This is a genomic window from Yoonia maritima (genome assembly GCF_002933395.1).
GTDB classification, from domain to species: Bacteria; Pseudomonadota; Alphaproteobacteria; order Rhodobacterales; family Rhodobacteraceae; genus Yoonia; species Yoonia maritima_A.
Genome location: NZ_PKFN01000009.1, coordinates 285,867 through 300,631 on the forward strand (window position 1 = coordinate 285,867; position 14,765 = coordinate 300,631).

At 51.5% G+C, this 14,765-nt stretch carries 9 protein-coding genes and 1 tRNA gene; 9 read left to right on the forward strand and 1 reads right to left on the reverse strand.

The genetic code is table 11. The annotated features are described in order from the left end of the window. Positions 1-103: 103 nt before the first annotated feature. From CYQ09_RS12615 to CYQ09_RS12655, 9 genes are all read left to right on the forward strand, one after another. The gene (locus tag CYQ09_RS12615) at positions 104-1,660 is read left to right on the forward strand and encodes a bifunctional metallophosphatase/5'-nucleotidase (protein WP_106745749.1); all 1,557 of its coding nucleotides are present in this window, start codon (positions 104-106) and stop codon (positions 1,658-1,660) included. Between the two features lie 167 nt (positions 1,661-1,827). After that, a tRNA-Gly gene (locus tag CYQ09_RS12620) sits at positions 1,828-1,901 on the forward strand. Positions 1,902-2,002: 101 nt separating this feature from the next. Continuing rightward, positions 2,003-3,793 (forward strand): ABC transporter transmembrane domain-containing protein, encoded by a 1,791-nt coding sequence (locus CYQ09_RS12625; protein ID WP_106745891.1) that lies wholly within the window; start codon positions 2,003-2,005, stop codon positions 3,791-3,793. Between the two features lie 114 nt (positions 3,794-3,907). Next, complete coding sequence (locus tag CYQ09_RS12630) at positions 3,908-5,794, forward strand: acyl-CoA synthetase (RefSeq protein WP_106745750.1); 1,887 nt, start codon at positions 3,908-3,910, stop codon at positions 5,792-5,794. A 37-nt stretch (positions 5,795-5,831) separates the two neighbouring features. Continuing rightward, complete coding sequence (locus tag CYQ09_RS12635) at positions 5,832-6,704, forward strand: NAD(P)-dependent oxidoreductase (protein ID WP_106745751.1); 873 nt, start codon at positions 5,832-5,834, stop codon at positions 6,702-6,704. Positions 6,705-6,986: 282 nt separating this feature from the next. Further along, the gene (locus CYQ09_RS12640) at positions 6,987-7,778 is read left to right on the forward strand and encodes a hypothetical protein (protein WP_106745752.1); all 792 of its coding nucleotides are present in this window, start codon (positions 6,987-6,989) and stop codon (positions 7,776-7,778) included. 155 nt (positions 7,779-7,933) lie between these two features. After that, positions 7,934-10,018: a dynamin family protein gene (locus CYQ09_RS12645; protein ID WP_106745753.1), complete on the forward strand. Its 2,085-nt coding sequence runs from the start codon at positions 7,934-7,936 to the stop codon at positions 10,016-10,018. A 2-nt stretch (positions 10,019-10,020) separates the two neighbouring features. Further along, positions 10,021-11,106, forward strand: coding sequence for a dynamin family protein (locus tag CYQ09_RS12650; protein WP_106745754.1), 1,086 nt, complete (start codon positions 10,021-10,023; stop codon positions 11,104-11,106). 112 nt (positions 11,107-11,218) lie between these two features. Continuing rightward, positions 11,219-11,572 carry a hypothetical protein gene (locus CYQ09_RS12655; protein ID WP_106745755.1) on the forward strand — a complete coding sequence of 118 codons (354 nt, stop codon included), beginning with the start codon at positions 11,219-11,221 and terminating at the stop codon, positions 11,570-11,572. 226 nt (positions 11,573-11,798) lie between these two features. Here CYQ09_RS12655 and CYQ09_RS12660 read toward each other — a convergent pair whose 3' ends face one another. Continuing rightward, a complete protein-coding gene (locus CYQ09_RS12660; RefSeq protein WP_106745756.1) occupies positions 11,799-14,510 on the reverse strand; it encodes an aminotransferase class I/II-fold pyridoxal phosphate-dependent enzyme in 2,712 nt (903 codons plus the stop codon). Positions 14,511-14,765 lie beyond the last annotated feature (255 nt).

Consider the following 14,765-nt stretch of genomic DNA (forward strand, 5'->3'; position numbering starts at 1 on the left):
GCCGTGCCTTAACGTAGGGGCAGGTGCTAATATTGGCGAAGCTGTTTGACTCTGTACTAGGCCGTTGCCAAGCTACGGCCATTCCAAATTGGGGACTGAAACAATGATTTCACGTATTTTGACATCCACCTGTGCACTGGCACTCTCTGCGGGGGCCGCCGCGGCCGATTATTCGCTGACGATCTTGCACACAAACGACTTTCACGCGCGGTTTGAACCGATCAGCAAGTACGACAGCGGTTGCTCGTCCGAAGACAACGCTGCTGGCGAATGCTTTGGCGGTACTGCGCGTTTGGTAACTGCAATTGCTGATGCGCGTGCGCGTTCAAATAATAGCATCCTTGTGGATGGCGGTGACCAGTTCCAAGGCACATTGTTTTATACCTACTACAAAGGTGCGATGGCCGCGGAATTCATGAACAAGCTTGGCTATGACGCGATGACCGTGGGTAACCACGAATTCGACGATGGCCCAGAAGTTCTGCGTGGGTTCATGGATTCGGTTGAATTCCCAGTGCTGATGTCAAACGCCGATGTATCGGGCGAGCCACTGCTGGCTGACGTTTTGATGAAATCCACAGTGATGGAACAGGGCGGCGAAAAGATCGGTCTGATCGGTCTTACGCCACATGACACACACGAACTCGCAAGCCCCGGCGACAACATCATCTTTACGGATCCTTCTGACGCGGTTCAGGGTGAAGTTGATAAGCTGACCGAAGCAGGCGTGAACAAGATCATCGTTCTGTCGCACTCTGGTTATGTTGTTGACCAGCAGGTTGCTGCCAACACCACTGGTGTTGATGTGATCGTTGGTGGTCACTCGAACACGTTGCTGGGTGATATGGACGGCGCTGCCGGTTCTTACCCAACAATGGTTGGCGATACGGCAATCGTTCAAGCCTACGCTTACGGCAAATTTTTGGGCGAACTGAACGTCACCTTTGATGATGCAGGCGTTCTGACCGAAGCATCTGGTGCGCCTTTGCTGATGGACGGCGAAGTTGCAGAAGACAGCGACACGGTCGCGCGGATCACTGAGCTGGCTGTGCCGCTTGAAGAAATTCGCAACAAGGTCGTTGCCGTGGCAGGAGCTGCGATCGAAGGGAACCGCGATGTTTGCCGTGCAATGGAATGTTCCGGCGGTAACCTGATTGCAGACGCGATGCTTGATCGTGTTGCGGATCAAGGTATTCAGATCGCGATTGCGAACTCTGGCGGTATTCGTGCCAGCATCGACGAAGGCGACGTCACCATGGGTGAAGTCCTGACTGTGCTGCCATTCCAGAACACGCTGTCCACATTCTATGTGAGCGGCGAAACTGTTGTTGCCGCGCTTGAAAACGGTGTGAGCCAAATCGAAGAGGGCGCAGGTCGTTTTCCACAGGTTGCTGGTATCACATTTACCGTGGATGCAGCCGCAGAGGCTGGAAGCCGCGTGTCAGATGTCATGGTGGCTGGTGAACCCATTGATTTGACTGCGACATATGGTCTGGTGTCGAACAACTATGTTCGTAACGGTGGTGATGGTTATGCGATGTTTAAAGACGCGGCTGACGCTTATGACTTTGGTCCAGACCTTGCGGATGTAACTGCAGAGTACCTAGCCGATAACGCACCTTATGCACCTTACACAGATGGTCGTATCGCGCTGAAGTAATTCGATCCATGCTTTCATAACGCGCTGTGGGGGACTGCAGCGCGTTTTTTTATGGGGTAAAACAAATTTCTAGAAATTTGATGACCCACAAGCGGATATTTGTGCAGGTAAAGGGAAGTGGTCGCTTGACGCTTTGGTCGTAGTGCAATAATTCGTCCTTATAGCGCGCGGGCGTTGTGTAATGGTAAGACCTCAGCCTTCCAAGCTGATGACACGGGTTCGATTCCCGTCGCCCGCTCCAAATTTTCCATTCAGAATAGTAGTATAGTTATACGAATGGCCGCCTTGTTAAACAGGGCAGGCGGTTTTATGTCTTTTGCAAGCAATATAGATGAGACTGTAATGGCCCGATCCCCCAAAGTCGTTGAAGAACGCGCTCCCGGTAAACGTATTAGCGCGCTCAAAGCGCTCTGGCCGTTTCTAAAGCCTTATAAGTTTAACATTATTGGCGCTGGGCTTGCGTTGATCTTTACGGCGACTATTTCGCTTATCCTACCAATTGCTGCACGGTTGATTGTCGATAACTTTAGTGCGGATAACGGAGAGATGTTGTCGCAGCATTTTACGACGATGCTTATTTTCGCGGGGTTGCTCGCGTTGGGAACGGCGGTGCGTTATTTTCTTGTAACCCGGTTGGGTGAACGCATTGTTGCGGACATTCGCAAAGCGGTCTTTGCGCGCATGATCGGCATGAGCCCTGCGTTTTATGAACGCGTGATGACCGGCGAGGTGTTAAGCCGCATCACCACGGACACCACTTTGATCCTTTCTGTCGTTGGCAGCTCGGCATCTATCGCGTTGCGCAATGTTTTGATTTTCCTTGGTGGCGTCGTGTTGATGCTTCTGACTTCGGTCAAGATGAGCGTAATGGTTCTTTGGCCGATCCCTGTCGTGCTGTTTCCGATGATGATCTTAGGCCGCCGTGTCCGGAGCCTTTCGAAGGAAAACCAAGACCTCATTGCCGAATCAAGCGGTGGCGCATCTGAGCAATTGCTATCCGCCCAGACGGTGCAGGCCTTTACCCACGAAGATCGCAGCCGCGCGAAGTTCGATGAGGTCACTGAACAAAGCTATCGGTCGGCGCGTCGTCGTATCCTGACCCGCGCATTTTTAACCGCGCTGGTTATTTTTATGGTGTTTTCTGCTATCGTGATGTTCCTGAATATGGGTTCGCAAGATGTTCGTACAGGTGAAACGACCGAAGGCGGTTTGGTTCAGTTTATGATTTACACAATCATGGTAGGCGGCGCGGTTGCTGCCCTGTCCGAAGTCTGGGGTGAATTGCAACGTGCGGCAGGTGCGACTGAACGTTTAGTCGAATTGCTAACAATTCAAGATACTGTTCAGGACCCAGATGAACCCGAAGCTGTTGTTGCCCCGGTGAAGGGTGGTCTGACGTTTGACAATCTTCACTTTAGCTACCCTTCGCGATCGGATATTCCAGCGCTTCACGGCATTAACTTAGACATCAGGCCGGGTGAAACCGTTGCGCTTGTTGGGCCTTCTGGGGCTGGTAAAAGCACGATGATCCACATGGTGCAGCGATTTTATGATCCGCAGGTGGGGTCCGTTCGAATGGACGGACAGGACTTACGCGAACTGGAGCGTTCCGAATTTCGCAAGCACATCGCTTTAGTGCCACAAGACCCAGTGATTTTTGCCGACACTGCGCGTGAAAACATCCGCTTTGGTCGGCCAACTGCGACAGATGCTGAAGTCGAAGACGCCGCCAAAGCCGCTGCCGCGCATGATTTCTTGATGGCGTTGCCTGATGGTTATGAAAGCTATGTTGGTGAACGGGGCGTGATGCTGTCAGGTGGGCAAAAACAGCGGATCGCCATTGCACGGGCGATTTTGCGTGATGCGCCTATTTTGTTGCTCGACGAGGCCACAAGCGCGCTGGATGCGGAAAGCGAACATGCCGTTCAAAGTGCCGTTGATGAGCTGGCAAAAACGCGGACGACGCTGATCGTTGCCCACCGTTTGGCAACGGTCAAAAAGGCGGACCGAATTGTTGTGTTCGAGGAGGGTAAAATTGTGGCCCAAGGTACGCATGATAGCCTTGTCACGCAGGGTGGTCTGTACGCGCGTTTGGCGAAATTGCAATTTACCGACGGTGTTGCCGCAGAATAGTGCGAAAATTTCGCAGCGTCAGACTTGCGAAAATTTGCGTATATGCCCACGCTGTCCGGCAAGACAACGACCGCCCGTTAACAGGCGGCGAAATACCAGGGGAGGAGAAACGGCATGGTGTATGCGACTGTCGCGGATCGGAATGCGATCGAGAACGAAAAGCCGTGGGATCAGCGTAAGCTGCCCACAACAACCTATGAAATGCTAAGTCAGACCGCTGCAAAGCACGGTGCGCGCAATGCAGTCAGCTTTAGCCTGATGTCGGACCCAGACGCGAAGTGTGAGACCCTGTCATGGGATACATTGCGCGAGAAAACCGCGCAAACGGCGAACTTATTCCGTTCATTGGGTGTTGGCGAAAATGACGTTGTTGCGTTTTTGCTGCCGAACGCGACTGAAACTATTCTGACATATCTTGGAGGGCAGGTGGCCGGGATTGTGAACCCGATTAACCCGCTGCTTGAAGCTGAACAAATCTCGGCCATCTTGCGTGAAACAAACGCAAAGGTTTTGGTGACGCTTAAGGCGTTCCCAAAGACCGATGTCGCGCAAAAGGCGGCCGAGGCCGTACGATTTGCACCGAACGTGAAAACCGTACTTGAGGTTGATCTGCTTCGGTATTTGACAGGCCTGAAAAAATTCATCGTTCCGCTGATCCGTCCTAGGAACCCGACCAACCACGATGCGCGTGTTTTGGATTTCAATTCTGAGGTCGCAAAGCAGCCCAAGCAATTAGCCTTCGCAGATAGCACAACAGACCGTGTTGCTGCGTATTTCCATACCGGTGGTACCACTGGGATGCCAAAAGTCGTGCAGCACAGCTATTCCGGTATTGTCTATAATGCGTGGTTGGGTGATCGTTTACTATTCACCGAACAGGACGTGCAGATTTGCCCGCTTCCGCTGTTCCATGTTTTCGCAACAATTGTTTCGCTAGGTGCGTCGCTGGGTTCCGGAGCCGAGGTCGTGTTTCCCACGCCACAAGGCTATCGCGGCGAAGGCGTTTTCGACAATTTTTGGAAGCTGATCGAAAAGCACAAAGTCACCTTTATGATTACGGTACCAACGGCCATGTCTGCGCTGATGCAACGTAAGGTGGATGCCGATATTTCGTCACTGCGTTTGGCGTTTTGTGGCTCTGCGCCGTTACCTCTTGAGCTGTACAAACGGTTTGAGTCCGCCGCTGGTGTTACGATCTGCGAAGGCTACGGCTTGACCGAGGCGACCTGCCTTGTTGCCATCAACCCACCTGAAGGCGAGAAACGTGTTGGCTCTATCGGGATACCATTTCCGTACACTGACATCAAAATTATGTCTGTCGCAACCGGTGCCGAAATGGGCACTGATGAGATCGGCGAAATTTGCGTTTCCAACCCCGGGGTGTCGGACGGTAAGACTTATACCGAAGCAGATAAGAATGCTGACCTTTATTATGGAGGCGATAAGTCAGAAACGCAGTATCTGCGGACTGGCGACTTGGGGCGGATCGATCCTGATGGTTACCTTTGGATTACAGGTCGCGCAAAAGATTTGATTATCCGTGGCGGTCACAACATCGACCCCGCAGAAATCGAAGAAGCGCTTGCCGGTCACGAGGCCGTCGCCTTTGCTGGTGCAATTGGCCAACCTGATGCCCACGCTGGCGAAATTCCTTGCGCCTATGTCGAGTTGGTTGATGGTGCGGCGATTTCTTCAGAAGAACTGATCGCATTCGCAAATGAACACATCCACGAACGCGCTGCTTTCCCGAAGTATCTGGAAATTCTGGACGAGCTGCCGAAAACTGCGGTTGGCAAGATCTTTAAGCCTGATCTGCGCAAACGCGCGATCACCCGGATTTATAATGAAGCCTTAGAAAAGATTGGCGCTGAAGTGCGCGAAGTGACCGAAGATAAAAAACGCGGGCTTGTCGCACGTATTGCAAAAACGGGCGATGTGAAGGATCAAGATATCGAAAAAGCGTTGGGTGCCTTTACGGTCAAATGGGAGATCGTCGAGTAACGCCAAACGCGCCCACATGTAAAAGGACGTGATCATCATGGCGAAACTCGCATTTCTAGGTCTTGGCGTTATGGGGTTTCCCATGGCAGGGCATCTACAATCGGCAGGCCATGATGTGACGGTGTATAACCGTACGACTGCGAAAGCTGAAAAATGGGTGTCCGCGCACAGCGGGCATCTGGCAACCACCCCGTGCAAGGCCGCGCAGGGTGCAGATATGGTTATGTCTTGCGTTGGCAATGACGATGATTTGCGATCTGTCTGCTTGGGTGACGATGGTGCGTTTGCGGGCATGGCGCCCGGCGCCATATTTGTGGATCACACGACTGTCTCTGCTGCTGTGACGCGCGAACTTTATGAGGCTGCGGCTGAACAAGGTATTGCGTTTATTGATGCGCCTGTATCGGGCGGTCAGGCGGGTGCCGAGAACGGTGTGCTGTCCGTGATGTGTGGTGGTACCCAAGACAGCTATGACAAGGTCGAGGCGGTCATTAGCGCCTACGCTCGTATCTGTCGCCGTATTGGTGATAGCGGGGCAGGGCAGATGACCAAGATGTGTAATCAGATTGCTATCGCAGGTTTGGTGCAAGGTCTGTCAGAGGCGCTGCATTTCGCCCAAAAGGCAGGCTTGGACGGTCGCGCCGTTGTCGAGGTGATCAGCCAAGGCGCAGCAGGTAGCTGGCAGATGTCGAACCGCTATGAAACGATGTTGGATGATCACTTTGAACACGGTTTCGCTGTGGACTGGATGCGCAAGGATTTGGGCATCTGCCTAGATACGGCTGACGAAAACGGTGCGAGCCTACCGGTGACTGCACTGGTCGATCAGTTTTATAAAGATGTGCAAAAGCTGGGCGGTGGACGCTGGGATACGTCGTCACTGCTCAAGCGGTTGCAGGCGCTGGATTAAGCGATCGGTGCGTAGCGCGCGACTGTGATGACACACACCGAAGTTCGCCCGATATTTCCCCCAAACAAGAGTGACATGGCCGTCGAATGTTGCTTAGATAACGGGCTAACGACAATGTCATCGGCGGTCGCTGTCGCAACGACTACCGATTTGGCATCATTGCTTGCAAGATACGAAGCAAGCGGCGTAATTAGGCGCGAAGCTGGGTCAGGATTGTTTGTCTTTTGATTCTGTGGCTCGCGTCATAGTAGTTTAGTATCGAATGGTAAGGTAACCGCGCTGATGAATATCGAAGACTGGCCAATTTTAAAAAGTCGCGGCTTCTTGGCGCTGTATAGCTTTACCCAAAAAGGTGTTTTTCCAGAAAGCGTTGCGGGCGCGGCTGACGTGGCATTGATTGGGCAGCGTGCCGAGCAAAGTGTAGAGCTACTGCGTGCGGCATCTTATTTGCCCGACGCCTGTACTGTGATCGTACGAAGCGCAAATCGTACGTCGGTTGCGACCTTGCAGGGTGGTCTGGTTTGCGAGGGTGATCAGTCTTTAAACATCGGGCTCTTTCTGCCAAAGGCACGTGGCCTTGATGTTGTTGAGCTAGAGCAACCATCCGAACGGCCACAGTTTGACGATCTGGGGCTGCAAACGCTTTTGAACATATGTGAGCGGATAGACCGATGTGAAGTTGCCCGTGTCATTCTCCTACGTATCGGTGACAAGGAAATTTCAATTCGCGCCCATCGCGGAAAATTCGATGTGTTAACCGGCGCTGAGGCGCCGCTTGGAATTGCTGCATTGGTCCGAGGGGCAATCGATGCGGGCGAAGAGGTCGCGTATTCAATTGCTGAGTCGGACGGCCAATCAGCTGACACGCCATATACGATAGGCGATCTGTTGGGGCTTAGTGAGCTGGGATTCGGGGCTTCTGATCTTGGCGGTAATCCGCTTAATGATGCATATAGGTCACTAAGTTTACGTAGGGTCGCCGAAAAGTTGAGCGACGGTGGCGTGGTTGCCTCAATCGAGGTGAGAGATCTAGCCGGAAAAATCATTTTAAAGTTGAGTGTTGGCGAAAAATAGAGCTGTCAAGATCACTTAAAGGTGAAGCAGACCTTATATTTCCCCCTATCTATAACATCTATAAGTCATAAAACAGACGCAATCAGATGGTCTAGTGACGTTAAGGTCAAGTGACCTGTTGTTTGTTAAAGATTTCTATCTGTGTGGATATATTCATGGTTACTCCTGCTACGGTGCATAGCCACCGCCGAGCTCGGAATGGGTTCGAACTATCAAAATCGAAAGACGCTAAGCTTGCCATCGAACAGTTGGTACGGGTTAGTGATAAAATGGAAAAGATGGTCGTGCCCGGTGCGCTTGACCGTACTTTGGCCATTCAAAAACGGCTTTCAAAATTTGAAACGCGGATTTCTTTGGTCGGGCAGGTTAAGGCGGGTAAGACTGCACTTGCAAATGCGATGATCGGACAGCCTGGCCTTTTGCCGTCGGATATCAATCCTTGGACGTCAGTGATTACCTCATTGCACATGAACACCGCACAGCCAGCGGGCAAAAGCGCGGTGTTCCAGTTCTTCAACAAAGACGAGTGGAGCGAGATGACCACGATGGGTGGTCGTTTGGGCGAGCTTGCAGCGCGTACCAATTTCGAAGACGAAGCCGAAGAAATGCGTGAACAGGTGCGTGAATTGCAGGGGCGTGCGAAGCAGCGATTGGGTGTGAATTTCAAGCTGCTATTGGGAAACACCCATAGCTTTGGTGAATTCGATCACGGGCTTGTTAAGCGTTATGTTTGTCTGGGCGACGACGATGAAACCGGCAGCGGCAGCAATGGTCGTTTTGCCGATCTGACGAAATCTGCTGATCTGTATTTTGACAACCCGCAGTTCCCGCTTCCGGTTGTTATCCGCGATACGCCCGGCGTAAACGACCCATTCCTTGTCCGCGAGGCAGTTACGCTTAATAACCTTGCAGAGACTGACATCTGTGTCATTTGTCTAAGTGCACATCAGGCGCTTAGCACCGTAGACATTGGGCTGATCAACATCATCATGGGCCTGCAGCACGAGCAAATTATTCTGTTTGTGAATCGTATTGATGAGCTTGAAGATCCGCATCGTCAGATCAATGAGATTGATAGCTACATTCGGAGAACGCTGGAAACCCAGAAGCTGCCGCAAGATATACCGATTGTCTTTGGGAGTGCAAAATGGGGCCAAGCAGAGATTTCCGGTGACTTTGACACATTGTCGGACCAAAGTCGCACCGCCTATCAAAGCCTGCAAGATGCACGTGCTATTGAACACAATGTTCCACGGATTTCCGGTGCTGCAAGCGCAGCAGAGGCTGATCTTTCAGGCATCACACATTTGATGCAGGTCATTGATGCAAAATCTGCCAATGACGTGAGCTGGCCCTTCATCGAAAAATTGCGTGATGAATGTCTTGATCTGGTGAACCAGTCAACGCTGTTGTTGCGCGATGCCGTGAAAAACCAAGACGCCGCCGATGCTGCAATGTCAGCGTCTGATCTATCTGCACGTATCGCGCGGATCATTAGCAAGCTGAATGATGACTATGATGCGCTAACGAAAAGTTCGTTGCGGATGACAACCTATGCGATGTCTGACGTTTACAGATCGTTCATTTTGAACGGTAAACGGGACCTCGAAAAGCTGGTTGATAAAGGTGAAGGTCTGAAACAGTGGTCGCCAGAGACAGAAACGCTCCGTCGCGATTTGATCAGCGCCTACAACAATTTTTCAAATAAATGCACTGCGCAGTTAAGTGAGATCATGCAGGAGACTGCTGATAGCATTGCCGGACTGTATGCAGATGTGCTGGGGAATGAATCTGGGCTGTTCCCGGTTGTTGGCCCGACATTCAGTCGTCCGAAAACACCTGTTTTCTTGATGAAAACCATGACGATTGATCTAAGCACAGGTTGGCTGGGACGTATGTTTTCAAAGCAGCGTAAAAAGGCCACTTACGTTGCAAACTTTGAAAAACTTGCGACAGAAGAAATGGCAGCAACGATCCAGGATCTTCAGCAGGACTATATAAAAGAATTCGCAACGCAAACGCGCGTTCAACTGCAAGAATTTATGGATGAACATATCAAAACGCTGCGGAACCTCGCGCTGCCATCAGATGCGCCCGAAGTCACACAAATGCGTCAATCTTTCGGGCTTGAGAAAGAAGTCACTCAACGGATTGCGGTTTTGGATGAAATTAGAGACACGTTGAACAATGTGAAGCGCCATGATTGCGATATTAGCCATCTCAAAGTGACCGCTAAGTAGTTATGACGAATAAGGTATCAGATAAGGCAACAGCAGTCCTGTCGGGATGGTCGGCCCAAAAGCCGGGTTTTTCGCTAATGGGCGAATACAGCGCCGGTAAGTCTTCGTTGTTGAACATGCTTTTGGGGCAACCTTTGTTGCCGACGAAAGTAACAGCAACGCATCTGCCGACGGTGTGGATCACTCACGGTGAAACGCGCAAGTTAGAAGTTCTTGAGCATGACGGTACGCTGACCGAACTGTCCGAAGACGGTCTCGATTTTTCGACGTTGCATGCGCATCTGGCTGTGCGATTTACTTTGCCTGCGGATATTCTGCGCGAGGCAGATATTGTCGACACCCCGGGTATTTCTGATCCTAATCTCGCAGTAGATATCGTTGAACTTATCAGCCCGCATGTCGATTTCGTTGTGTGGTGTACCGCAGCAAACCAAGCTTGGCGTCAGACGGAAAAGGCGGCTTGGAAGAACGTTCAATCATATGTGCAACGGCAAAGCATTTTGGCTGTTACTCGCGTTGATCAGGTGGGTAACGATAAGGATGTGCAACGTGTTATGTCGCGTTGCGTTCGTGAAGCGGGTAAATCGTTCCACAGCATTTTGCCGATCTCGGCAAAGTTGGCGCGTCGTGATGCTGAAGATAGCTGGACGGCAAGCGGAGCAGCTGATCTTGTTGCTGCCATATCAAGCCGTGTCGCAGATGCCGCCGAATTCCGTGCAGAGCGTGCCGAACGCGAAGGTGAGTTGGCGCGAAACGTTGCGGTTGAGGATGACAAAACTGAAGCTGAAGCGCTTGCGGAAAAGCCAAAGCAGGAGAATGTTCAATCCCGAATCCAAGAATTGGTGGGGGTTATGTCTAGCGCTGCAAATGTAACCACAAATGACCAATTTTTAGCCCTAATCGATCATCTAAAAGACACCTTTGGGCGCGATGAACAGACAACCGAGTCGCACGCCGATACGATTAACAATTTGTTATCGGTGAGCATTTCAAACGACACAAACCTATCTGCCGCAATTAGTCAGGTCCACCATGAAATTAAAGACTTTTCTGAAGGATCTTGGTGCCGGTTGGACAGGGTCAGCTAAAACTGAGACGCCAGTCGTCCCAGACAACGAATTGGGGGCCGAGGAGCGCTCGGAACCTCCCAAAACAGGCGGGAATATTCCCCAACAAACTGTAACTAGTAAGGAAAAAATTATGTCTACAGATATCTCAGGTCTTTCAGCAATCGGTGGTTTTATCGGCGCATGTCTGGTTGATAGTGAAACTGGTCTGATGATGGCATCAGAAGGTGGCGGCAAGCTGGACCTTGAAGCTGCTGGCGCTGCGAACACAGAAGTTGTTAAGGCAAAATTGTCTGCAATCGAGATGCTTGGTCTAGACGACAGCATCGATGATATTCTGATCACACTGGGCAAGCAGTTCCACCTGATCCGCCCACTTGAAAAGTCGCCAACTGTCTTCTTGTACGTGGCTCTGGACAAGAAAGCTGCAAACCTCGGCATGGCACGTGTTCAGGTTAAAAAGGTAGAGCAAACGCTCTCAATCTAATTGACTATTGCAGCGGCACACACGTGTGCCGCTGCATTCTACGGCCATCTAAATACGTCCTAGAAGGGCCGAGGTCGTTCGGCAATCTTAAGGGTTGTAAGCAATGCCATGGCCCAATTTCCGCACAAGCGTTTACGTCGAGAAAACCAAGTGCGCCGTTACGACGACACCCTTGGCTGGCTTGCCTTCCATGCGGTCATAGGCACTAAAATGGTGTTACAACCTTTTATGCTAATTTTCCTAATGCATCTTCGGTGAATACGCGTAAGCCCAAATCTGCCCGGTAGCCGTGGATCTCGCTCACGTCTAGGGCGCGCATAAAGGCAAGGATTTCGGCACTTATGACTTGGCCCGGAACAAGGATCGGAAAGCCGGGCGGGTAGGGGATGATAAAGCTCGCTGATACGACTTCTCGTCCGGCATCAAGCATATCCTGCAAGGTGCCATCCAGTTCGAAGTAATCACAGTTCGTGTCGTCATAGCTTAGGTAATAGGCCGTGCGAATGTCGCCCTCTGGGGTTATGTCGTCGGGACGGAACGCATCGTGAAAACGGCTGAAGTCAGGCAGCGGCGGATATTTTTCCATCAGGTTTTCAACCCGACGTTCAAACGACAACCGCTCCATCTTTGATGCATCGTCTAGAAGGTTATCCAGTTCTTTTGCGATCTCGACTAAGACTTCGATCATATAGGCGACCGAAGATCGCGTGGTGCCGATGTTGGTCATAAATAGGACAGTATTTCGCGATGTTTTATTGATTTGAATGCCGTAGCGATCCATTAAAATATCGGTTTTAAACGTGTCACCGTCCCAGCCAGTTCCGCCAACAGATAGTGTCACGCGGGTTGCATCAAGGACGAATTCATCATTTTCCCAGCTTTCCCACATATCGGTCCAGCCGACGTCACTGTCGAAATAGCTGGTAACGCCGCTTTGGCGGTGGGCTTTGGGGATCATGTCTGCTGTGGATAGGACTTTGAAGTATTTTTTCAGCAATGGGTTTGAGCTAATCGCCCGTCGCATCGTCATGGCCGCTTCGAGCTGACGCTGAACAAATTCGAACCCTTCGAGTTCAACCTGCCTGCGCCCGACATCCAATGACGCAATAATTTGATAGTTCGGCGATGTCGAGGTGTGGGTCATATAGGCTTCGTGGAACGACTGTTCGACCTCGCCCTTAAAATCCTGATCGTGGACATGGATCATCGACCCTTGGCGCAGAGATGTTAGCGTTTTATGCGTTGATTGGGTTGCGTAGACACGCACCCGCGCGTCGGGCGATGCAAGCAATCTGGTATCAAGCAAGAGGTCCACGCTTGCGTCTTTTAGCTCTTCTTGTTGCGCGTCATAGGCTCGCTGGTGCGCGTCACTGTCGAATCTTTCGCGTAGGTTATTTGCTGTGCGCATGGCGGTGCGCTGACGATATGTCGGGCTAAAGCGTGCAAACGCAAACCATGCTTCATCCCAAAGGAAAATCAGATCGGGTTTGATGGCTAGGCATTCTTCCATCACGCGTTCCACGTTATAAACGATGCCGTCAAAGGTGCAGTTCGTCAGAAGCAACATACGGACGCGGTCCAGTTTGCCCGCCGCTTTCAACGCTAATAACTGTTGTTTAATGCTGCGTAGCGGGACCGCGCCATACATAGAATATTCGTTCAACGGATAGCTATCGAGGTAAACCACCTCGGCGCCGGCAAGCACCATACCGTAGTGATGGGATTTATGGCAGTCGCGATCAACCAGCACGACGTCACCCGGCCGAACAAGCGCCTGCACGACAATCTTGTTACAGGTCGATGTGCCGTTTGTCGCAAAGAACGTTTTCTTAGACCCAAACGCACGGCTCGCTAGCTCTTGTGCTTCTTTGATTGGGCCGTGCGGGGCAAGTAGGCTGTCCAACCCACCGGATGTGGCCGAGGTTTCAGCCAGAAAGATGTTTGGCCCGTAGAAGGCCCCCATGTCTTGTATCCAATGGCTGCGGGTAATTGATTTCCCGCGACTGATTGGCATTGCATGGAACACACCGGTTGGCTGTTTTGAGTAATCTACAAGTGCAGTAAAAAAGGGGGTATTGTTACGCGCCTCAACGCCGCGAATGACGTTCAGATGCAGTTCTAGAAAGTCTTCTTGATTGTAAAAGACACGACGACAAATCCCAAGGTCAAGATTAGCGATGTCTTCTACCGACCGATGGGTAACCAAATATACGTCTAACTCTGGGCGCACGCGGGCGAGCATGCGGCACAGTTCTGGGCCTAAATTCTCAGGAGGAATTGCATCGATTTCTTCTTGAGTGCCGGCGCGATTCAGATAGCTACGCAGAACTTCGTTGTTTAGTTCGGATTTGAGCAACAAACCGGGACGGATAATGATAGCTTGAATGTTGTGATTGAACATCACGGCGATAAGCGCGTCTTCTAGGCTGGGTACAACAACGGCTTCGTAGACGAACGGATCTTCGGGACGCAGCATGTGCGCAACGTTGTCTTTGAGCCAGCGTTCTTGTTGTTCGCTCACGCTATCGACGACCAATACTTCAAAGTAAGGTTTGGCCAGTGCGCGTGCTTCGGTCGTTAACAACGCCTCGTCATCGTGTTCTTCTTGGTCGATGCTATCACGTTCAAGCGGGATGCTCCGACGGCGATAAGCCCCGGTGGCAAGCGCACGGGTCACGCGGTGCACCGTAAATGCCAGATCCTCAAAGCTGCTATGCTCTAACTGGCGGCGCATGTGATCAAACGCGACCATTCCCGGAAAGGCCCAATACGGTTCGATCAGTGCTAATTCTTCGAAAAGCTGCTCTGCCTTTGCGAGGTCATCCGCCATTATTTCGTTTGGGGCGCTACGCCCAAGCGATCCTGTCACCTCGCGCAGTGCGCTCCATTGATCAGTGCGAAGTTGGGTCGGTGAGTAGTAGTCTCTGGCGGATGCCATTTGTCGTTCTCCCGTTTATTACCGGGCGTAACGACAACCCGTGAACCGTAAAGGTTCAGGTTAGCTTACCGTCTGATGTTTTACCCAACTTGGGTTTGTATGCGGTACAAGAATGTGGCCCAACGAATGAGGATTTGTTGCTAAGTGCGAATTGCTGTGACTAAACACGCGAACCAGGGCCGTTGGTACGCACATCTGTGCTTGCGACTTCCATTTTCGAAACAAAAGCGGAAGCGCGGCGGTCGTATAAGTAAA